This is a genomic window from Methylobacterium sp. 4-46 (assembly GCF_000019365.1).
Taxonomy (GTDB): domain Bacteria; phylum Pseudomonadota; class Alphaproteobacteria; order Rhizobiales; family Beijerinckiaceae; genus Methylobacterium.
Genome location: NC_010511.1, coordinates 2974484 through 2993974, shown reverse-complemented (window position 1 = coordinate 2993974; position 19491 = coordinate 2974484). Strand labels below are relative to the sequence as shown.

Below are 19491 nucleotides of genomic sequence, written 5' to 3'. Positions count from 1 at the left end.
GGATCGTCGCCAAGCCTTTTCGCCAAGCCGTCCCGCCAAGCCGTCTCGCCAAGCCTTTGGCTTGGTGTCGACAATCCGGGATGGTCAACGCCCCGATGCGTCAGCATCCTGGGGGCGTTTGCGCTTAGAGTGCTGCACCCGGGTCCGACAGAGGCCCGCGGACGAGGGAGGATGCGATGAGGGAGACGGAGCGCGGGCCCCGCGGGGGCCTGCGGCGGACGATGCTGGCCGGGATGACGGCCCTGCTGCTGGGATTCGCCGGGCCCGTCCTGGCCGAGGCCCCCGCGGCGCGGCGCGGCGGAGACGTCCTCGCGCCGGCCAGTCCGGAGGAGGTCGGGCTCTCCTCGGAGCGCCTGAAGGGAATCGGGCGGGTGATCGAGGCCGAGGTCGCGGCCGGCCGGCTCCCGGGCGCGGTCGTGATGATCGCCCGGCACGGGCGCCTTGCCTTCGCGGAGAGTTTCGGCTTCCGCGACCGGCCGGCCGGGGAGCCCCTCGCCAAGGACGCGATCTTCCGCATCTACTCGATGACGAAGCCGCTGGTCTCGGTCGGGGCGATGATGCTGGTGGAGGACGGGGCGCTCCAGCTGACCGACCCGGTCGCCAAGCACCTGCCGGACTTCAAGGACCTGAAGGTCGCGGTCCAGAAGCCGAACGCCCTCGGCGAGGTGGCCTACGACCTCGTGCCGGCCGAGCGCGCGCCGACCGTGCAGGATCTGCTGCGCCACACGGCCGGGCTCGCCTACGGGGAGATCACCACCAACCCGCTGGTCAAGGCCGCCTACGTCAAAGCCGGCCTGTACAAGCCGGATTTCGACTACAACACCACCGACCTCACGCCCGAGGAATTCACGAGCCGCATCGCCGCCGCCCCGCTCGCCTACCAGCCCGGCACGGTCTGGCAGTACAGCCTCGCGGTCGACGTGCTCGGCCGCGTGATCGAGAAGGTCTCCGGCAAGCGGCTCGGCGCCTTCCTGGAGGAGCGCCTGTTCCGGCCCCTCGGCATGACCGAGACCGGCTTCTCGGTCCCGCCCGAGAAGGCGGGCCGGATCGCGCTGCCGCTCGCCACCGACCCGGCCACCGGGGCGCCCAACCGGCTCATCGACGGCGCGGTGCCGCGGAACGATTCGGGCGGGGCCGGCGGCTACGGCACGGCGGCGGATTACCTGCGCTTCGCGCAGGCCATGCTCGACGGCGGCCGCCTCGCCGGCACGCGGATCCTCAGCCGCAAGAGCGTCGAGCTGATGACCTCCGACCATCTCGGCGAGCGCATCCGGCCCGTCGCCACGCCGGGCGACCTGCTGATGGGCGTGCCCGGCTACACGTTCGGGCTCGGCTTCATGGTGCGCAAGGAGGCGGGGATCGCCGGGGTGCCGGGCTCGGCCGGGGAGTTCATATGGGCGGGCTACGCCGGCACCTTCTTCTGGGTCGATCCCAGGGAGGATCTCGCGGTGGTGATCATGACCCAGGCGCCGGGCCCGAGCCGGGCCTTCTACCGGCGCGCGTTCAAGCAGCTGGTCTACGCCGCGATCGCGGATTGAGGCGGCGCGCCTGCTGCCGCCGTCAGGCCGGCGGCAGCAGGCGCGTCACGTGGCCCATCTTGCGGCCGGGGCGGGCCTTGCCCTTGCCGTAGAGGTGGAGGTGGCTGCCGGGCTCGGCGAGGATCTGGCGCCACGCCTCGACCGCCGGCCCGACCAGGTTGCGCATCTCGACGGCGGCGCCGCCGACCCGCCCGGTGGCGCCGAGGGGCCAGCCGCAGATCGCCCGCACGTGCTGGGCGAATTGCGAGGTCAGCGCGCCCTCGATGGTCCAGTGCCCGGAATTGTGCACCCGCGGGGCGATCTCGTTGACGACGACGTGGGCGCGGCCGTCGCCGCCCCGGACCAGGAACATCTCGACCGCGAGCACGCCGACGTAGCCGAGCGCCTCGGCGATCCGGCGGGCGATGCCGAGCGCCTCCTCGCAGCTCTCCGGGTCCATCCCGGGCGCCGGCACCAGGGTGCGGTCGAGGATGTGGTCGCGGTGCTCGTTGCCGCAGGGATCGTAGGCCGAGAAGGTGCCGTCCCCGGCCCGGGCCGCCACCACCGAGACCTCGCTCTCGAAGGGCACGAAGCCCTCCAGGATGCAGGGCTGGTGGCCGAGCGACGCCATCACCGCCTCGGCGTCGAGCGGCGCATCCGGGCGCAGCATGCGCTGACCCTTGCCGTCGTAGCCGAAGCGGCGGGTCTTGAGCACGGCGGGCAGCCCGAGCGCGGCCACCGCCTCGGCGAGGCCCGCCGCGTCGTCGACGGCCCGGAACGGGGCGGTGGGGATGCCCAGCCCCGCCACGAAGCTCTTCTCCGCCAGCCGGTCCTGGGTGGTGGCGAGCGCCGCGGCGCTCGGGTGCAGGGGCTTGGCGGCGGACAGGATCTCGGCGGTCCGGCGCGGGACGTTCTCGAACTCGTAGGTGACGACGTCGACTGCCGCCGCGAAGGCGGCGAGGGCCGCCTCGTCCTCGTAGGCCGCCACCGTGCGGGCGGCGGCGACGTCGAAGGCCGGGCTGTCGTCGTCCGGCGCGTAGACGTGGACCTTGAGGCCGTAGGCCGCCGCGGCGAGCGCGATCATGCGGCCGAGCTGGCCGCCGCCGACGATGCCGACGGTGCGGCCGGGGGCGAGCGGGGTGGGCTGAGTCATGGGCGGGTCGCTGGTCTCGGCACTCACGGGGCGGAGGAATCCGGGCGCTCGGCCACCGCCCCGCTCTGGCGGGCGCGCCACGCGTCGAGCCGGGCGGCGAGGTCGGGATCCGAGAGGGCGAGGATGGCGGCCGCGAGGAGCGCGGCGTTGACGGCGCCGGCCCGGCCGATCGCGAGCGTGCCGACCGGGATGCCGGCCGGCATCTGCACGATCGACAGCAGGCTGTCCTGGCCCGAGAGCGCCTTGGACTCCACGGGCACGCCGAGGACCGGCAGCGGCGTCAGCGACGCCACCATGCCGGGCAGGTGCGCCGCGCCGCCCGCCCCCGCGATCACCACCTGGAATCCCGCCGCCCTGGCGCCCTTGGCGAAGGCGACCATGCGCTCGGGCGTGCGATGCGCGGAGACGATGCGGGCGTCGTAGGCGATCCCGAGGGCGTCGAGGGTCTCGGCGGCGTGCCGCATCGTGGCCCAGTCCGACTGGCTGCCCATGATGACCGCGACCGCGGGCGATGCCGCCATGCTCTCACGCCCTCCCGTACGATTTCCGGTCGATTGCCCCGCAATGCGGAAATCGGCTTCGCTCGGGCGCCGCGCGGGTCGAGGATCCGGGTGCCGAACCGATGGTTCGGATCCCGGAACGGAACCGCCCCGCGATGCCGGGCCCTCTCCCCGCACTAGCGGCCCGGGCGGCGCGCCGCAACCGCACGATGGTCGGGCCGGCCGCCCTCAGGCGATGATGTCCGGGGTGAGCTGGTCCTCCAGGAAGCTGATCCGGTCCCGCAGGGCGAGCTTGCGCTTCTTGAGCCGCTGGACCTGCAGCCGGTCCCCGCTCGCGAGCTGCATCAGCGCCTCGATCGCGTCGTCGAGGTCGCGGTGCTCCTCGCGCAGGCGCGCCAGCTCCGCCTCGTACTCGGCCGCCGATTCCGCACTCAACTCGAACGCCATATCGTCCATCCCGACGCCCTGCGCGGAGGATGCGCCAGGCCGCCGATTCCAGCAAGGCGGAGGTTGGGGGGCTGGCCCCGCCGCGCGGGCGTCCGGCCCGTTCTCCCTGCGTCGTGTCGTAGCGGAATCCTCGCCCGGCGCGCCCCGGCGGCATCGTCGAAACGCCGCAACGGCAACGCTTCCGGGATGGCGGGCAACGCTGAACCGCCGTGCTGCCGCGAGTGTCGTCCTGTCGTCGCCGCGGCGTCACCGTGCAGTGCAGCGACGAATGCCTTCGACAGGCGCCCCGGCCTGTGGCAATCTGCTTATGTCGCAACCATGACAGGAGGACTCAGCCGATGTCGCTGCAGACGCATCTGTCCGAACTCGAGCGCAAGCACGAGGCGCTCGAGCGCGAAATCCAGGACGCGATCTCCCATCCCTCGACCGACGACCTCCGGGTGGTCGAGCTCAAGCGACGCAAGCTGCACCTCAAGGACGAGATCAACCGACTTCGCACCAGCGCGGCGCGCGTGGTGCACTAGGCTCCGCGCCGCCAGACCTCGGGCGGCCCCGTTCGAACGGAACGGAAGTCCCGGCGACCGCGTGGCGGTCGGTGCGGTGAGGATCCCGACACCGTCCCGGTTCGGACGAGGCGCTCGCGGTCCAGGCGAGCCATCCCCCACGACACTCCATCGACACGCCGCGCCGCGGTCGCGCGGCCGCCGCGCCGGCCCCTCGCACGATTCTCTGCGCACCGGTTCCGCAGAGCGATCGAAGGCCGCCGGCGGCACGGTTTCTCAAGGCCCGGCCTGTCCCAAGTCCCCCTCCCAAGTCCCCCCCAAGTCCCCCCTTGTCTCCGGATCTCCGTCCGCCCCGCTCCCGCCATGCGGGGCCGAACGGGCCCGGGAAGAGGGGGGACCTCATCGGCCGCGCCGCATCATCCGCTGCCCGGACGATCACGTCCGGGCAGCGGATGATGCGGGATCCGCTTGATCGCAGCGGATCCCGGATCACGAGCCTGCGCGGCGCGTGAGCGAAGCCGACATCTGCATGGTGACGCAACCCGTCGGATGTCGTGTCACAGCGCTTTCGCCATCTCCCGCAGCACGAATTTCTGGATCTTGCCGGTCGACGTCTTCGGGAGTTCCGTGAAGACGACGTGCTTGGGCACTTTGTAGCCGGCGAGCGATTGCCGGCACCAGCCGATCAGCTCCTCGGCCGAGACCATCTCGGACCCTTTCAGCTCCACGAAGGCGCAGGGCGTCTCGCCCCATTTCTCGTCCGGCTTGGCGACGACCGCGGCCGCCGCCACGGCCGGGTGCTTGAACAAGGCCTCCTCCACCTCGATCGACGAGATGTTCTCGCCCCCCGAGATGATGATGTCCTTCGAGCGGTCCTTGAGCTGGATGTAGCCGTCCGGGTGCTTGACGCCGAGATCGCCCGAGTGGAACCAGCCGCCCCGGAACGCGGCCTGGGTGGCGGTCGGGTTCTTGAGGTAGCCGCGCATCACCACGTTGCCGCGGAACATCACCTCGCCGAGGCTCTGCCCGTCCGCCGGCACCGGCCGCATCGTCTCGGGATCGAGCACGTCGAGCGCTTCGAGGGGCGGGTAGCGCACGCCCTGGCGCGCCTTGCGGGCCGCCTGCTCGGGCTTGGTCAGCGCGTCCCAATCCGCGTGCCACTCGTTGACCACCGCCGGCCCGTAGGTCTCGGTGAGGCCGTAGAGGTGGGTCACGTCGAAGCCCGCCTCCGCCATGCCGGCCAGGACCGCCTCGGGCGGGGGGGCGGCGGCGGTGAAGAACGACACCCGGTGCGGCAGCGCCCGGCGCTCCGCCGCGGGCGCGTTCAGCAGGAGCTGCATCACGATCGGCGCGCCGCAGAGATGCGTGACGCCGTGATCGGCGATCGCGTCGTACATCGGCTTGGCCCGCACCTGCCGCAGGCAGACATGCGTGCCCGCCACCACCGACAGGGTCCAGGGAAAGCACCAGCCGTTGCAGTGAAACATCGGCAGGGTCCAGAGATAGACCGGGTGCTTGCCGAGGCCGGTGGTGATCACGTTGCCGACCGCGAGCAGCGAGGCGCCGCGGTGATGGTAGACGACCCCCTTCGGATCGCCCGTGGTCCCGGACGTGTAGTTGAGCGAGATCGCGTCCCACTCGTCGCCGGGCAGGGACCAGGCGTGGGCGGGGTCGCCGGAGGCGAGGAAGGCCTCGTAATCCAGGCTGCCCAGGCGCTCGCCCTCGCCGCCGAATTCCGGGTCGTCGTAGTCGATGACGAGCGGCCTGACCTTGGCGAGCGCCAGCGCCGGCTTGATCACCCGCGCGAATTCCCGGTCGGTGATCAGCACCTTGGCCTCGCCGTGATCGAGGCAGAAGGCGATGATCGCCGCGTCGAGGCGGGTGTTGAGGGTGTTGAGCACGGCGCCGGTCATCGGCACGCCGTAGTGGCACTCGATCATGGCCGGCGTGTTGGCGAGCATCACCGCCACCGTGTCGCCGCGCCCGATCCCGCGCGCCGCGAGCGCCGAGGCGAGCCGGCGGGTGCGCGCGTAGAGGTTCGCGTAGGAATGCCGCAGCGGCCCGTGCACCACCGCCACGTGGTCCGGAAACACGGTGGCCGCGCGCTCCAGGAAGGTGAGGGGCGTCAGCGGCTGGAAATTGGCCGGATTCCGGTCGAGGCCATGGTCGTAGATGGTCCCGGCACTCATGCGGATGCCTCCCGTGGCGCGTCGCGCGCCCCTGGCGCAATGTAGCGGGCCGCCGCGGCGAGAAAAATCGCAAGATGCGGGCCGTCCCACCAAAGGCGTAGGCGCATCGGCGGATTCACCGGCGCCGGCGGGTCGCTTAAAGCTCACCCCAACCAGGAGCCGCGGCGCCGGACCGGCGCCCCGCGGCCCGACCAGGGAGGCAGGCCATGGCGCCGCTCGGGAGCACGACGCAGAGCCGCTACGCGGAGGTCTACGGGGCCTGGAAGGCGGATCCCGCCGGGTTCTGGGCCGAGGCGGCCGGCGCCATCGACTGGCACCGGCCGGCCGACCGCGTCTTCGACCCGCAGGCCGGGATCTACGGCCGCTGGTTCGTCGGCGCCGAGGTCAATGCCTGCCACAACGCCGTCGACCGCCACGTGGCGGCGGGCCGCGGCGAGCAGGCGGCGATCCTCTACGATTCCCCCGTCACCGGCACCAAGCGGCGCATCACCTACGCCGAGTTGCAGGACGAGGTCGCTTTCCTCGCCGCCGTGCTGCAGGATCTCGGCGTCGGGCGCGGCGACCGCGTCGTGCTCTACATGCCGATGGTGCCCGAGGCGCTGTTCGGGATGCTCGCCTGCGCCCGCCTCGGCGCGGTCCACTCGGTCGTGTTCGGGGGCTTCGCCGCCAAGGAACTGGCCGCCCGCATCGAGGATGCGGCCCCCAAGGTTGTGCTCGCGGCCTCCTGCGGGATCGAGCCGGGGCGGGTCGTCGCCTACAAGCCCCTCCTCGACGAGGCCTGCCGGCTCTCCGCCCACAGGCCGCTCGCCTGCCTGATCCTGCAGCGCCCCCAGGCCGAGGCCGCCCTGGCGGCCGGACGCGACCGCGACTGGGCCGCGGCGGTCGCCGAAGCCCGCGCCGCCGGGCGGCGGGCGCCCTGCCTGCCGGTGGCCGCCACCGACCCGCTCTACATCCTGTACACGTCCGGCACGACCGGCAAGCCGAAGGGCGTGGTGCGCGACACGGGCGGCTACCTCGCGGCGCTCGCCTGGTCGATGCCGAACCTCTACGGCATCCGGCCCGGCGAGGTGTATTGGTGCGCCTCCGACGTCGGCTGGGTCGTCGGCCATTCCTACATCGTCTACGGGCCGCTCCTGCACGGCTGCACCACCGTCCTGTACGAGGGCAAGCCGGTCGGCACGCCCGATGCGGGCGCCTTCTGGCGGGTCATCGCCGAGACCGGGGCCGTCGCCCTGTTCACCGCGCCGACGGCGCTGCGCGCGGTCAAGAAGGAGGATCCCGAGGCGTCCCTGCTGCGCGGGCACGACCTGTCGGGCTTCCGCACCCTGTTCCTGGCGGGCGAGCGGGCCGATCCGGACACCGTCGCCTGGGCGGAGCGCATCCTCGCCGTGCCGGTCGTCGACCATTGGTGGCAGACCGAGACCGGCTGGCCGATCGCCGCGAACCCGGTCGGCCTCGGCATCCTGCCGGTCAAGCACGGCAGCCCGACCGTCGCCATGCCGGGCTACGACGTGCAGGTGCTCGACGAGGGCGGCAGGCCGGTGCCCCCGGACACGATGGGCACGATCGCGATCGCGCTGCCGCTGCCCCCCGGCTGCCTGCCGACCCTCTGGCAGCAGGACGAGCGCTTCCGCGAGAGCTACCTCGCCACCTTCCCGGGCTACTACAACACCTCGGATGCCGGCTTCCTCGACCGCGACGGCTACGTCTACGTCATGGGCCGGACCGACGACATCATCAACGTGGCGGGCCACCGGCTCTCCACCGGCGGCATGGAGGAGGTGCTGGCCTCCCACCCGGCCGTGGCCGAATGCGCGGTCATCGGCATCCGCGACAGCCTGAAGGGCGAGGTGCCCTGCGGCTTCGTGGTGCTGAAATCCGGCGTCGCCCGCTCCCCCGTCGAGGTCGAGGGCGAGCTGGTGGCCCTGGTGCGCGAGCGCATCGGCCCGGTCGCCGCCTTCAAGCTCGCCCTGACGGTCGGGCGGCTGCCCAAGACCCGCTCGGGCAAGATCCTGCGCGGCACGATGAAGAAGATCGCCGACGGCGAGCCCTGGACCACCCCGCCGACCATCGACGATCCCGCCATCCTGGACGAGATCGGCGCGACCCTGCGGGCGCGCGGCCTCGGCTGAGACATGCCCGCGGCGCGGGGATGATGCGCGGGGAGGCCCGGAGGGCTTTCCGGGCGGGCGCGCCGCGTCCAGATAGACGCGGTCCGCCAACGGAGGTCTCCCGCATGACCGCGCCCCGCCTGTTCGAGCCCCTGCGCCTCGACAGCCTGGAACTTGAGAACCGCATCATCATCGCCCCGATGTGCCAGTACTCGGCGCGGGACGGCGAGGCGAGCGACTGGCACATGATGCATCTCGGACAGCTCGCGATGTCGGGCGCCGGGCTGCTCACCCTGGAGGCGACCGCCGTGTCGCCCGAGGCGCGCATCACCTCCGGCGATCTCGGCCTCTACAACGATGCCTGCGAGCGCGAGCTCGGCCGCGTGCTGGCGGCGATCCGCGATTACGCGCCGCGGCCGATCTGCATCCAGCTCGCGCATGCGGGCCGCAAGGCGTCGAGCCAGGCCCCCTGGGACGGCGGCGCGCAGATCGCCCCCGACCATCCCTACGGCTGGCTCACCGAGGCGCCCTCTCCGCTCCCGCACGCGGAGGGCGAGGTGGCGCCGCGCGCCCTCGACGCCGCCGACCTGAAGCGCATCCGCGACGACTTCGTCGCCACCGCCAAGCGGGCCATGCGGCTCGGCATCGACGCGGTCGAACTCCACGCCGCGCACGGCTACCTGCTGCATCAGTTCCTCTCGCCCCTCTCCAACCAGCGCGCCGACGTCTATGGCGGCAGCCTGGAGAACCGGATGCGCTTCCCGCTCGAGGTGTTCGACGCGGTGCGCGACGCGGTGCCGGCGGGCAAGCCGGTCTGGGCGCGGGTCTCGGCGACGGATTGGGTGGAGCAGGGCTGGGAGGTCGAGCAGACCGTCGCCTTCGCGCAGGCGCTGAAGGAGCGCGGCGCCGCGGCGATCCACGTCTCCACCGGCGGCGTCTCGCCCAGGCAGAAGATCGCCCTCGGCCCGGGCTACCAGGTGCCCTTCGCCGAGCGGGTCCGGCAGGCGACCGACCTCGTCACCATCGCGGTCGGCCTGATCACCACGCCGGCCCAGGCCGAGCAGATCCTGCAGGAGGGGCGGGCGGACGCGGTCTCGCTCGCCCGCGCCATGCTGTACGATCCGCGCTGGCCCTGGCACGCCGCGGCCGAACTCGGCGCCCGCGTGCACGCGCCGAAACAGTACTGGCGCTCGCAGCCCCGCGAGTTCAAGGAACTGTTCAAGGACGCCGCCTTCGGCCAGCGCTGAGCGCGCCGCCGATCGCGTCCTCACCGGGCCGGGAGGCGGAAACGGTCGCTGGAAAGCCGACGAGCCCCCGCCCGGAGGGCGGGGGCCGCGCCGCCGCGGGCCATCAGTTGGGCTTGTGCGCCACGTCGCCGCCGCGGTCGATCAGCTCGCCCTGGAGGAGGTAGAGCGGCGACTTGTAGTAGAGTTTGATGTCGTGGAACGGGTCGGTGAGGATCTTGGTCGCCCAGACCAGGCCCGTCTGCACGCTCTGCGTCAGGCAGAGCTGCGCCACCCGGAACAGCAGGCCGCCGACCGCGATCGCCAGCCAGATCAGGCCGACCTGCCGCATCACGTCCAGCGGACCCTCCGGCTCCGCGAACAGGCCGAAGAAGGTCGGGTCGTAGTAGAGCGGCAGCGGCGACAACGCCCACACCGCCATCAGCACGACCTTGCGCTGCAGGTTGTAGCCGACCTTGATCTCCTCCTTGTGCTCGTGGGTGGCCTGGTTCACCTCGTCGTAGCCGTGCGGCTCGAAGAAGAAGTGGCCCGCCTGCCGGGACAGCATCGAAACCAGCCAGCCGATCACGGCCGCCATGGCCGGGTCCTTGAACGCCATCGCGTAGGCGACCAGGAAGCTCACCGCGCTCACGAGGTGCAGCGACTGGTTGATCCGGCTGTGGTGATAGTAGCGGTGGTCGTCCCAGCGCTGGATCCGCAGCGCCTCGAGAAAGCTCGTCATCGCACCTGTCTCCTCTCATGCCCGATCCGCTTGATCCCTTCGGGATGGCGGATTTGGGCTTCGCTCAGGCGCCGCGCGGGCTGGTGATCCGCTTGATCCCTTCGGGATGGCGGATTTGGGCTTCGCTCAAGCGCCGCGCGGGCTGGTGATCCGGGATCCGCCTGGATCAACCGGAACCCGGATCCGGGATCGCGTGGGAATGGCCTCAGCCGGCCGCCTTCCGGATGCGGATCAGGCAGAAATGGCCGAGCGGCGGCAGGGAGCGGCGCTCCACGATGGAGACCCCGCCATGGGCCTCGGCCCAGCGGGCGTAGCGGCTCCACGAGAACTCGGTCCGCCAGCCGAGGCGGTTGGCGATCGGCGAGAAGGCCTTCTCCAGCGCCCCGCGCAGGCCGCCCTCGGCCCCGATCCGCGTGGTGATCACGATCTCGCCGCCCGGCCGCACGACGCGGGCGAACTCGTCGAGGGCGGCCTCCGGGTCGGGCACGGCCGTGACCACGTACTGCGCCACCACCACGTCGAAGGCGCCGTCCGGGAAGTCGAGATGCTCCGCGTCCATGACCGCGAGCCCCTCGACGTTCTGCAGGCGCAGGCCGCGGACGCGCTCGCGGGCCTTCTCCAGCATCGGCTCCGAGATGTCGACGCCGTAGAGCCGCGTCGTGCGCCGGTAGGCCGGGAGCGAGATGCCGGTGCCGACGCCGACCTCCAGCACGCGGCCGCCGACCCGCTCGGCCGCCTCGATCGACAGGCTGCGCCCCCGCGCGAAGACGCGGCCGAACACCAGGTCGTAGACCGGCGCCCAGCGGCCATAGGCCTTCGCCACCGCGTCGGTGTCGAGATCCCGCGCGGGCATCGCGTCCGCCGTCGCGGCGTGACTGTGGGGCATGGAGGACATCGCTTCGGCTCTCCGGATGGAAGGGGGCTGCCGCGCGCTCGGCCGGGACGGCGCCGCGCCGAGGCGGGCGCACCGTTCCGGATTCCGTCGCATCCCCCCTCGGGCGCTCCGAGCGGTAGAGGATGTCCTTAACAGAAGCATGACGACTTCAATCCGTCACGTCGCTTCCGGCCGCGCCCGAGCAGAACCGGCCCGTCCCGCGCCCCGCAACGGGGCCGTTTTGCCAGCTATATTGTGACGTCACTGCGACACGCGGCGCCATCTGGCCCGCCCGCGGCGGCTTCCCGCGGGGATGATAGGCGATGAGCTGGCTCAATTCTATCCGGCGCAAGGCAGATGCTGGGGCTGTGTCCCGGGCGTCACGGCCGCCGATGACCGGCCCGCCGGCCCGTGATAAGGCGCGCGCAGGCGGGGAGGTGCGGATGGACGGGACCGAGCGACACCTGCGGGAGAGGATCGTGGCGCTGTGCCGCGAGATGAACCGCAACGGCCTCAACCAGGGCACGGCCGGCAACATCTCGGCGCGGCACGGCGCGCGCATGCTGCTCACCCCGAGCGCCACGCCCTACGACCTGATGACGCCCGAGATGATCGCCGCGATGCCGCTCGACGGCGACGGGAGCGTCTGGGAGGGCCCGCTCAAGCCCTCGACCGAGTGGCGCTTCCACCGGGACATCCTGCGCAGCCGCCCGGATGCCGGGGCGGTGGTCCACGCGCACCCGACCTTCGCGACGGCGATCGCGATCACCCGCCGGTCGATCCCGGCCTGCCACTACATGGTGGCGGCCTTCGGCGGCCACGACGTGCGCTGCGCGGGCTACGCGCTCTACGGCACCGAGGCCCTGTCGCGGGAGGCGCTGGCGGCCCTCCGGGACCGCACCGCCTGCCTGCTCGCCAACCACGGCATCATCGCGATCGGCGAGAGCCTGGAGAAGGCGATGTGGCGGGCGGTCGAGCTGGAGACGCTCGCCAAGCAGTACCATCACAGCCTGCAGCTCGAGGGCGGTCCGGTGATCCTCTCGCGCGCGGAGATCGACGCGGTGCTGGAGCGCTTCGCCGATTACGGGCTGCGCGGCGCGGCGGCCGGCACGCCCTGAACGGTCGGATCTTACGACATCCGGTTGATGGCTTCGCCATCTCCGACTTCGGCCATGCGGATGTCGGCGTCGCTCAGGCGCCGCGCTCAGGCGCCGCGCGGGCTCGTGATCCGGGATCCGCTCGATCGAGCGGATCCCGGATCAGGCGGCCGGCCGCAGCCGGTCGATCTCGCCGAGCGCCCGGTCGCGCCCCGCCCGCACCTCGGCCAGCATGTCCTCGAAGGCGCCGCTCTGGCAGGCCACTTCCAGGCGCTTGCACAGGCCCGAGAGCTCGGCGAAGCCGAGGGTCCCGGCCGAGGCGATCAGGCCGTGGGCGTCGCGGGCGAGGCGCTCCGGGTCGGCGCCGCAGAGCTTCTGGTCGCTCAGCCGGTCGCGGATCTCGCGGGCGAGCTCGTCGAGGAAGTAGCCGAGGCGGTCGGCGCCGAGCAGGCCGACCACGTCGTCGTAGACGATGCGGTCGAGGGCCTCCCGCGACGGGCCCGGCCGGGCGCCGTTGATCCAGCGCTCGATCACCGCGTGCAATTCCTCGCGCCGGAAGGGCTTGCCGAGATGGTCGTTCATCCCGGCCGCGCGGAACTCGGCCACCTGGCTCGGCAGGACGTTGGCCGTCATGGCGATGATCGGGATGGTGCAGACGGGCGGGCGCAGCGCCCGGATGTGGCGGGTGGCGGTGACCCCGTCCATGCCCGGCATCTGCACGTCCATCAGCACGAGGTCGTAGCGGTTGACCTGGACGGCCGCGATCGCCTCCAGCCCGTCATTGGCCACGTCGACGCTGTGGCCGCCCTTCTCCAGCACGGCGCGCGCGAGGTCCTGGTTCACGATCAGGTCCTCGACGAGGAGGATGCGCGCCGGCCGCACCGCCGGGGGCGGCGCCGCGCAGGCGGCCGGCGGCGCCTCGTCGGCCTCGGGCAGCAGCACCTCGAACCAGAAGGTCGAGCCCTCGCCGGGGGCGCTGCGCACGCCGATCGCCCCGCCCATCAGCTCGATCAGCTTCTTGGAGATGGCGAGCCCGAGCCCGGTGCCGCCGAATTCCCGCCGGATCGAGCCGTCGACCTGGCTGAAGCGCTTGAACAGCCGCGCCTGCTGCTCGGGGGCGATGCCGATGCCCGTGTCGGTGACCGAGAACCGGATCGGCCAGCCGCCCGCCCCGTCGCCGGCCTTCTCGACCGCCAGCACGACCCGCCCGCGGCGGGTGAACTTGAGCGCGTTGTTGAGGAAGTTGAGCAGGATCTGGCGCAGGCGGTTCTGGTCGCCGACGAGGGCCCGCGGCAGGGCCGGATCGAGCTCGACGCGGATCTCCAGCCCCTTGCGCTCGGCGAGCTGGCGCACGATCGCGACGGCGTTCTCGATCAGGCCGTCGAGGGCGAAGGGCACGAGGTCGAGATCGACCTGCCCCGCCTCGATCTTCGAGAAGTCCAGGATGTCGTCGACCACCGTGAGCAGGGCCGAGCCGGCCGAGCGGATCCGGGAGGCCTGCAGGTGCTGCCTCTGCGTCAGCTCCGCGTCGTCGAGCAGCATCTCGGTGTAGCCGATCACGCTGCTCAGCGGCGTGCGGATCTCGTGGCTCATCGAGGCCAGGAAGTCGGTCTTGGCCTGGCTCGCGTGCTCGGCCTGGATGCGCGCCGCCTCGGCCTGCTCGCGGGCCGCGGCGAGTTCCGCGTCGACCGCCTTGCGGGCGGTCACGTCGCGGGCGACGTCCACGAAGCCGAGCGGCGCGAGGTCGCCCTCGTCGTACAGGACGGTCGGGTTCACCTCGAGCCAGACGTCGTGGCCGTGCCGGTGGCGCACCCGGTACTCGAACTTGGCGCGCGCGCCCGGGCCGGCCTCCACCAGGGCGCTGTAGCGCCGCATCACCATCGGACGGTCGTCCGGGTGGATGTGGGAGAGGGCCGAGCGGCCGAGGAGCTCGTCGGCCGGGTAGCCGATCACCCGCTCGACCGCCGGCGAGAGGTAGCGCAGGACGCCGTTGAGGTCGGCCCGGGCGATGATGTCCCCGGTGCGCTCGGCGAGGAGCCGGTGGCGCGCCTCGCTCTCGCGCAGGGCCGCGTCGGCGGCCCGGCGGGCCGTCACGTCCCGCGAGGCCACGATCACCGCCTCCTCGGGCGTGCCGGGCTTGGTGAGCAGGAGCGTCGATTCCACCCAGACGTAGTGGCCCGCCTTGTGGCGCAGCCGGTGCTCGCTCGTGCGCCGGGGCGAGTCGGGCGTCAGCGCCGTCACCTCCCGGCGCACGCGGTCGAGATCGTCCGGGTGCAGCCGCTGGTCGGCCCGCAGCTGCGCGAATTCCTCCGGCTCCCAGCCCACCACGGCCCGGGAGGAGGGCGAGACGTAGACCCGCCCGTCGCGGCCCCGCGGCCGCAGCGAGATCAGGTCGGTGGCGTTCTCCGCGAGGAGCCGGTAGCGATCCTCCGCGCTGCGGCGCTCGGTGATGTCGGTGAGGGTCTGGATGAGGCCGCCATCCTCCGTGCGGACCGTGCGGATCTCCAGCACGGTCCCGTCGGCGTTGCGCCGCTCCGCGATCGTGTGGGTGGCCTCCGGATCCTCCTCGGAGAGCTGGAGGGGGGTGTCCGAGACGAGGGTGCCCCAGTGGGGGCTCAGCCGCGCCCGCGCCCGCACCTCCCGGTAGCTCGGCCGGCCGGCGATGAACTCCTCCGAGAGGCCGAGCCACTCCCGCGCCCGCCGGTTCGCCACCTGGACCGTGCGGTCCGGCCCGACCAGGATCACCCCCTGATCCATGCAGTCGAGGGTCTTGCCGAGGAGCGCGGCGGCGCGCGTCGCCTCCGCCACCGCCGCGGCCTCGCGCACCGAGGGCGCAGCCCGCTCGCGCTCGCCCGGGGCGTCCTGGGCGAGGCGCCGCCGCTTTCGCCGCAGCACGACCGAGGCGGTCGCCGCGAGCGCCACCAGGGAGGCCGTGAGGCCGAGCGACGCGCTCTCGAACCATCCGGCCGGCAGGTCGGGCACGGACGCGGCGGCCGGCGACGCCGCCACGCAGGCCGCCGACGCCGCGCAGGCGGGCCGGTCGCGGCGGGCGGCGCGCAGGCGCGGCCAGCGCGCGCGCCGCGCCCCGAATCCCGCGTCGCTCCGGTCCTCACCCATAAATCCGCCTAACCTGGCCACGGCCACGCTGCGCTGGCCCTCGCTTGCAAAGCCCCCAGGCTCCCCACGGCTGGCGTCGAGGCTGCCACCTGACGCATCGGCCCGAGCCTTGTCAACGTTTTGGATTGCGCGCGATCGAAAGCGGCGCGCGATCCCATCGCCCGCGTCAGGCCGCGCTCCCCTCGAACGCCGCGCCCAAGTGCTGCCACGCGATTCGACAGTCGTTCGTCTACGAATAGCAGCTGAGGCCGAGCGATGGGAAGATGTCCTAAAGGCAAACTCGCCCGGGAAGCGCGGCGCCCGGGCCGGCCTCAGCCCCGGGCCGCGTCCTGGAAGGACCGAATCGCCGCGATGATGGCGGAGGGACGGTAGGGCTTGGTGAAGAAAAGGCTGCCGGGGGTGAGGCGCGGGGCGGCGCCGGAGAAGCCGGTCGCGTAGATCACGCGCAGGTCCGGGCGCAGGCGCACGGCCTCCTCGGCGAGGCGCCAGCCATCCATCGCGCCCGGCAGGCGGATATCCGTGAACAGGAGGTCGATCGCCGCCTCGCCGGCGAGGGCCGCGAGGGCCGCCTCGGCGGTCCCGGCCTGGATCACGGTCAGGCCCGCATCCTCCAGCTCGGCCGTGACGAGGTCGAGGAGGAGGAGTTCGTCCTCCACCACGAGGACGTTCGCGATCCGGCCCCGACTCATCTCACGCCAACCCCGCATCGGCCGGCAGCGATGCTACCGGCTCGGACGCGTTCCCGGAAGACGCGTCGCGGGCGCCGTCCACGCCCGGCGCGCGCGGGAGGTAGATCTCCACGGTGGTGCCCTCGCCCGGGCGGCTGTGCAGGGCGAGGTGCCCGCCCGATTGCCGCACGAAGCCGAAGACCTGACTGAGGCCGAGCCCGGTGCCGCGCCCCTGCGGCTTGGTCGTGAAGAAGGGCTCGACCGCCCGCTCCAGCACCTCCGGGGGCATGCCCCGGCCGGTGTCGCGGACGCTGATCCGGACGTAGTCGTGCTCCGCCAGCGACGGGATCCCTCGGGCGTCCGCCCGCGGGACGTTGCGCGTCGCGAGGGTGAGGGTCCCGCCGGCATCGAGGGCGTCGCGGGCATTGACCACGAGGTTGAGAACGGCGCTCTGGAGCTGGTTGCGGTCGATGCAGGCCGGCCAGAGCCCGTCCTCGAGCTCGGTCGCCAGCCGCACCTCCGGCAGCATGGCGCCCGCGACGAGGTCCGTCATCCCGCGCAGCAGCGCGTTGATGTCGAGCCGCTCCGGGATCAGGGGCTGCTGGCGGGCGAAGGCCAGGAGGTCCCGCACCATGGCGGCCGCCCGCTCGCTCGCCCGCATGGCGCCCTGCAGCGTCGTCTCGCCGATGCCGCGCTCGGGAACGAGGCGCTGCAGCCGCTCCAGGCTCCCGACGATGATCCCGAGGAGGTTGTTGAAGTCGTGGGCGAGGCTGCCGGTGAGCTGGCCGATCGCCTCCATCCTCTGCGCTTGGCGCAGCATCGCCTCGGCCCTCTCCCGCTCGGCCACGGCCTCGCGCAGGGCCGCCAGCGCCGCGTCGTGCTCGGCGATGCGCCGGGTCAGCGCCGCGTTGACGGTCCGCAGCTCCGAGGGGGAGGGCAGGGCCAGGAGGCGCGGCAGCAGCGGCCAGAGCATGATCGCGGTCACGACCGAGGCCGCCGCGGTCACCACCTTCACCAGCGCCTCGATGCCGTAATCGGGCACGAACAGGGTCCAGATCGCGAGGAGGTGCGTGGTCCCGCAGGCCAGGATGAAGAGTGCGAAGCACCAGAACATCCACCCGAAGGCGACGTCGCGCCGCTGCGTCACCAGCACCCCGAGGGCGACAGGGATCGAGAGGTAGGACAGACCAATCAGAAAGTCCGCGACGACATGGGTCCAGATCAGCTCCGGGCGCCAGAGCAGGCAGATGCCATGTGGCGACAGGCTCCCCGTCTCGAGCAGTCGGCCGACGAAGTCGATCATGTGGACATCACCTGAAGTCGGCCGCCGCGCAGCCGGTGCGAGTATGGCGGCTCGCGCGCGGGCGCGCATCCGTTTCCTTCACGAAATCATGGCGGGGGGGTGCCTGTCGCTGCGGCGTGGCCGGGCCGGCCGGCCGGCCCGGGAACCTTGCCCGACCACGCGCATTGGGGTCGCACGCCCCATCCCACGTCCCTCGGCAGCCCGCCCTCGGGTGCGCCGCGGGACGTCGCGCTGCGGAGGGGCTTGGCGAAACCGAACGGGATGGGATCGGATGTGCGGGATCTGCGGCGAAATCCGGCTGGACGGCGCCCCGCCCGACGCGGCGGCGGTCCAGGCCATGGCCGGGCTGCTTCGCCCGCGCGGCCCTGACGCGGGCGGCAGCTTCTCGCAGGGGGCCGTCGCCTTCGGCCACCGGCGCCTGAGCATCCTCGACCTGAGCCCGGCCTCGCAGCAGCCGATGGTCGACCCGCAGCTCGGCCTCGCCGTGGTGTTCAACGGCTGCATCTACAATTTCCGCGACCTGCGCCAGGACTTGCGGGACAAGGGCTACGTCTTCTTCTCGGACGGCGACACCGAGGTCATCCTCAAGGCCTACCACGCCTGGGGGCCGGCCTGCGTCGAGCGCTTCTACGGGATGTTCGCCTTCGTGCTCTGGGAGCGCGACAGCGGCCGGATCCTGATCGCGCGGGACCGGCTCGGCATCAAGCCGCTCTACTACGCCGAGGCGGGCGGGCGGCTGCGCTTCGCGTCGAGCCTGCCGGCGCTCCTGGCGGCGGGCGACGTCGACCGGACGATCGATCCGGCGGCCCTGCACCACTACATGAGCTTCCACGCCGTCGTGCCGGCCCCGCTCACCATCCTGCGCGGGGTGCGCAAGGTCCCGCCCGCGACGACGATCACGATCGAGCCCGACGGCACCCGCCGCCAGCGCACCTACTGGGAGGCCGCCGTCGGCGAGCGGCCCGAGGATGCCGGCATGGCGGAGGACGACTGGCGCGAGGCCGTGCTGGCGACCCTGCGCAGGGCCGTGGAGCGGCGGCTCGTCTCGGACGTGCCGGTCGGCGTGCTCCTGTCGGGCGGCCTCGACAGCTCGATCGTGGTGGCGCTCCTGGCCGAGGCCGGCCAGAGCGGGCTCAAGACCTTCTCGATCGGCTTCGAGAGCGTGGGCGGCGAGGCGGGCGACGAGTTCACCTACTCGGACGTGATCGCCGAGCGCTTCGCCACCGATCACCACCGCATCCGCATCGATTCCTCCCGCGCCCTGCCGGCCCTGCACGGGGCCGTCGCGGCGATGGCCGAGCCGATGGTCAGCCACGACGCGATCGGCTTCTACCTTCTGTCCCAGGAAGTCTCCAAGCACGTGAAGGTCGTGCAGAGCGGGCAGGGGGCCGACGAGATCTTCGGCGGCTACCACTGGTACCCGCCGATGATGGAATCGCGCGACCCGGTCGCCGACTACGCCCGCGTCTTCTTCGACCGCGACCACGCCGAGATGGCGGAGGCGCTGGCGCCCGACCTCCTCGGCGGCGACGTGAGCCGGGACTTCGTGGCGGCGCATTTCGCCCGCCCCGGCGCACCGCGCCCGATCGACAAGGCGCTGCGCATCGACACCGAGATCATGCTGGTCGACGACCCGGTGAAGCGCGTCGACAACATGACCATGGCCTGGGGCCTGGAGGCTCGGGTGCCCTTCCTCGACCACGACCTCGTCGAGCTCGCCGGCCGCGTCCCCGCATCCCTGAAGATCCGCGACGGCGGCAAGTACATCCTGAAGGAGGCCGGACGGCGGGTCGTGCCCTCCGAGGTGATCGACCGGCCGAAGGGCTACTTCCCGGTCCCGGCCCTGAAATACCTGCGCGGGCCGTTCCTCGAACTGGTGCGCGACGTGCTGAACGAGCCGGTGGCCCGCCAGCGCGGCCTGTTCAACCGGCCCTACGTCGAGCGCCTGCTCGCCGAGCCGGAGGCCCACATGACGCCGCTGCGCGGCTCCAAGCTCTGGCAGGTCGCGCTGCTCGAATTCTGGCTCCAGACCCACGCGATCTGACCG

Annotated in this window: 15 protein-coding genes; 6 read left to right on the top strand and 9 right to left on the bottom strand. The window is 72.5% G+C overall.

The genetic code is table 11. The features are described from left to right. Positions 1 to 176: 176 nt before the first annotated feature. Positions 177 to 1538, top strand: a complete 1362-nt coding sequence (locus tag M446_RS12885) for a serine hydrolase domain-containing protein (RefSeq protein ID WP_012332539.1) — start codon at positions 177 to 179, stop codon at positions 1536 to 1538. A gap of 22 nt (positions 1539 to 1560) precedes the next feature. On the opposite strand, the gene M446_RS12880 is transcribed toward M446_RS12885, so the two are convergent. The 3 genes from M446_RS12880 to M446_RS12870 all read right to left on the bottom strand — a co-directional run bounded on the left by M446_RS12880 (position 1561) and on the right by M446_RS12870 (position 3617). Continuing rightward, the gene (locus M446_RS12880; protein ID WP_043701174.1) at positions 1561 to 2670 is read right to left on the bottom strand and encodes a 5-(carboxyamino)imidazole ribonucleotide synthase; all 1110 of its coding nucleotides are present in this window, start codon (positions 2668 to 2670) and stop codon (positions 1561 to 1563) included. Positions 2671 to 2693: 23 nt separating this feature from the next. Continuing rightward, positions 2694 to 3191 (bottom strand): 5-(carboxyamino)imidazole ribonucleotide mutase, encoded by a 498-nt coding sequence (gene purE / locus M446_RS12875; protein WP_012332537.1) that lies wholly within the window; start codon positions 3189 to 3191, stop codon positions 2694 to 2696. A gap of 207 nt (positions 3192 to 3398) precedes the next feature. Continuing rightward, positions 3399 to 3617 carry a YdcH family protein gene (locus M446_RS12870; protein WP_012332536.1) on the bottom strand — a complete coding sequence of 73 codons (219 nt, stop codon included), beginning with the start codon at positions 3615 to 3617 and terminating at the stop codon, positions 3399 to 3401. Between the two features lie 338 nt (positions 3618 to 3955). Here M446_RS12870 and M446_RS12865 point away from each other — a divergent pair, with 338 nt between their 5' ends. Then, positions 3956 to 4141, top strand: coding sequence for a YdcH family protein (locus tag M446_RS12865; protein WP_012332535.1), 186 nt, complete (start codon positions 3956 to 3958; stop codon positions 4139 to 4141). A 536-nt stretch (positions 4142 to 4677) separates the two neighbouring features. Here M446_RS12865 and M446_RS12860 read toward each other — a convergent pair. Then, complete coding sequence (locus tag M446_RS12860) at positions 4678 to 6309, bottom strand: acyl-CoA synthetase (RefSeq protein ID WP_012332534.1); 1632 nt, start codon at positions 6307 to 6309, stop codon at positions 4678 to 4680. A 206-nt stretch (positions 6310 to 6515) separates the two neighbouring features. Between M446_RS12860 and M446_RS12855 the strand changes: the two genes are divergently transcribed. Both M446_RS12855 and M446_RS12850 read left to right on the top strand, forming a co-directional pair. Beyond that, positions 6516 to 8441, top strand: coding sequence for a propionyl-CoA synthetase (locus tag M446_RS12855; RefSeq protein WP_012332533.1), 1926 nt, complete (start codon positions 6516 to 6518; stop codon positions 8439 to 8441). 104 nt (positions 8442 to 8545) lie between these two features. Continuing rightward, complete coding sequence (locus M446_RS12850) at positions 8546 to 9667, top strand: NADH:flavin oxidoreductase/NADH oxidase (protein ID WP_012332532.1); 1122 nt, start codon at positions 8546 to 8548, stop codon at positions 9665 to 9667. A 103-nt stretch (positions 9668 to 9770) separates the two neighbouring features. Here the strand turns inward: M446_RS12850 and M446_RS12845 are convergent, their stop codons facing one another. Continuing rightward, entirely contained in the window at positions 9771 to 10385 is a 615-nt protein-coding gene (locus tag M446_RS12845; RefSeq protein WP_012332531.1) for a hypothetical protein, read from the bottom strand. Positions 10386 to 10590: 205 nt separating this feature from the next. Further along, positions 10591 to 11280, bottom strand: coding sequence for a class I SAM-dependent methyltransferase (locus M446_RS12840; RefSeq protein WP_012332530.1), 690 nt, complete (start codon positions 11278 to 11280; stop codon positions 10591 to 10593). Positions 11281 to 11702: 422 nt separating this feature from the next. Between M446_RS12840 and M446_RS12835 the strand changes: the two genes are divergently transcribed. After that, positions 11703 to 12377: a class II aldolase/adducin family protein gene (locus M446_RS12835; RefSeq protein WP_012332529.1), complete on the top strand. Its 675-nt coding sequence runs from the start codon at positions 11703 to 11705 to the stop codon at positions 12375 to 12377. A gap of 141 nt (positions 12378 to 12518) precedes the next feature. Here M446_RS12835 and M446_RS12830 read toward each other — a convergent pair whose 3' ends face one another. From M446_RS12830 to M446_RS12820, 3 genes are all read right to left on the bottom strand, one after another. Further along, positions 12519 to 15473 carry a PAS domain S-box protein gene (locus M446_RS12830; RefSeq protein WP_012332528.1) on the bottom strand — a complete coding sequence of 985 codons (2955 nt, stop codon included), beginning with the start codon at positions 15471 to 15473 and terminating at the stop codon, positions 12519 to 12521. A 311-nt stretch (positions 15474 to 15784) separates the two neighbouring features. Then, a complete protein-coding gene (locus M446_RS12825) occupies positions 15785 to 16162 on the bottom strand; it encodes a response regulator (RefSeq protein ID WP_012332527.1) in 378 nt (125 codons plus the stop codon). A gap of 1 nt (position 16163) precedes the next feature. Then, positions 16164 to 17444 (bottom strand): sensor histidine kinase, encoded by a 1281-nt coding sequence (locus M446_RS12820; protein ID WP_012332526.1) that lies wholly within the window; start codon positions 17442 to 17444, stop codon positions 16164 to 16166. 271 nt (positions 17445 to 17715) lie between these two features. Here M446_RS12820 and M446_RS12815 point away from each other — a divergent pair, with 271 nt between their 5' ends. After that, positions 17716 to 19488 (top strand): N-acetylglutaminylglutamine amidotransferase, encoded by a 1773-nt coding sequence (locus M446_RS12815; protein WP_012332525.1) that lies wholly within the window; start codon positions 17716 to 17718, stop codon positions 19486 to 19488. Positions 19489 to 19491 lie beyond the last annotated feature (3 nt).

Bases quoted from the DNA above. Each gene is read 5' to 3' on its own strand.
- M446_RS12815 (WP_012332525.1), top strand. From the start codon at position 17,716: ATGTGCGGGATCTGCGGCGAAATCCGGCTGGACGGCGCCCCGCCCGAC.
- M446_RS12880 (WP_043701174.1), bottom strand. From the start codon at position 2,670: ATGACTCAGCCCACCCCGCTCGCCCCCGGCCGCACCGTCGGCATCGTC.
- M446_RS12840 (WP_012332530.1), bottom strand. From the start codon at position 11,280: ATGTCCTCCATGCCCCACAGTCACGCCGCGACGGCGGACGCGATGCCC.
- M446_RS12830 (WP_012332528.1), bottom strand. From the start codon at position 15,473: ATGGGTGAGGACCGGAGCGACGCGGGATTCGGGGCGCGGCGCGCGCGC.
- M446_RS12885 (WP_012332539.1), top strand. From the start codon at position 177: ATGAGGGAGACGGAGCGCGGGCCCCGCGGGGGCCTGCGGCGGACGATG.
- M446_RS12860 (WP_012332534.1), bottom strand. From the start codon at position 6,309: ATGAGTGCCGGGACCATCTACGACCATGGCCTCGACCGGAATCCGGCC.
- M446_RS12865 (WP_012332535.1), top strand. From the start codon at position 3,956: ATGTCGCTGCAGACGCATCTGTCCGAACTCGAGCGCAAGCACGAGGCG.
- M446_RS12825 (WP_012332527.1), bottom strand. From the start codon at position 16,162: ATGAGTCGGGGCCGGATCGCGAACGTCCTCGTGGTGGAGGACGAACTC.
- M446_RS12820 (WP_012332526.1), bottom strand. From the start codon at position 17,444: ATGATCGACTTCGTCGGCCGACTGCTCGAGACGGGGAGCCTGTCGCCA.
- M446_RS12850 (WP_012332532.1), top strand. From the start codon at position 8,546: ATGACCGCGCCCCGCCTGTTCGAGCCCCTGCGCCTCGACAGCCTGGAA.
- M446_RS12855 (WP_012332533.1), top strand. From the start codon at position 6,516: ATGGCGCCGCTCGGGAGCACGACGCAGAGCCGCTACGCGGAGGTCTAC.
- purE (WP_012332537.1), bottom strand. From the start codon at position 3,191: ATGGCGGCATCGCCCGCGGTCGCGGTCATCATGGGCAGCCAGTCGGAC.
- M446_RS12870 (WP_012332536.1), bottom strand. From the start codon at position 3,617: ATGGCGTTCGAGTTGAGTGCGGAATCGGCGGCCGAGTACGAGGCGGAG.
- M446_RS12845 (WP_012332531.1), bottom strand. From the start codon at position 10,385: ATGACGAGCTTTCTCGAGGCGCTGCGGATCCAGCGCTGGGACGACCAC.
- M446_RS12835 (WP_012332529.1), top strand. From the start codon at position 11,703: ATGGACGGGACCGAGCGACACCTGCGGGAGAGGATCGTGGCGCTGTGC.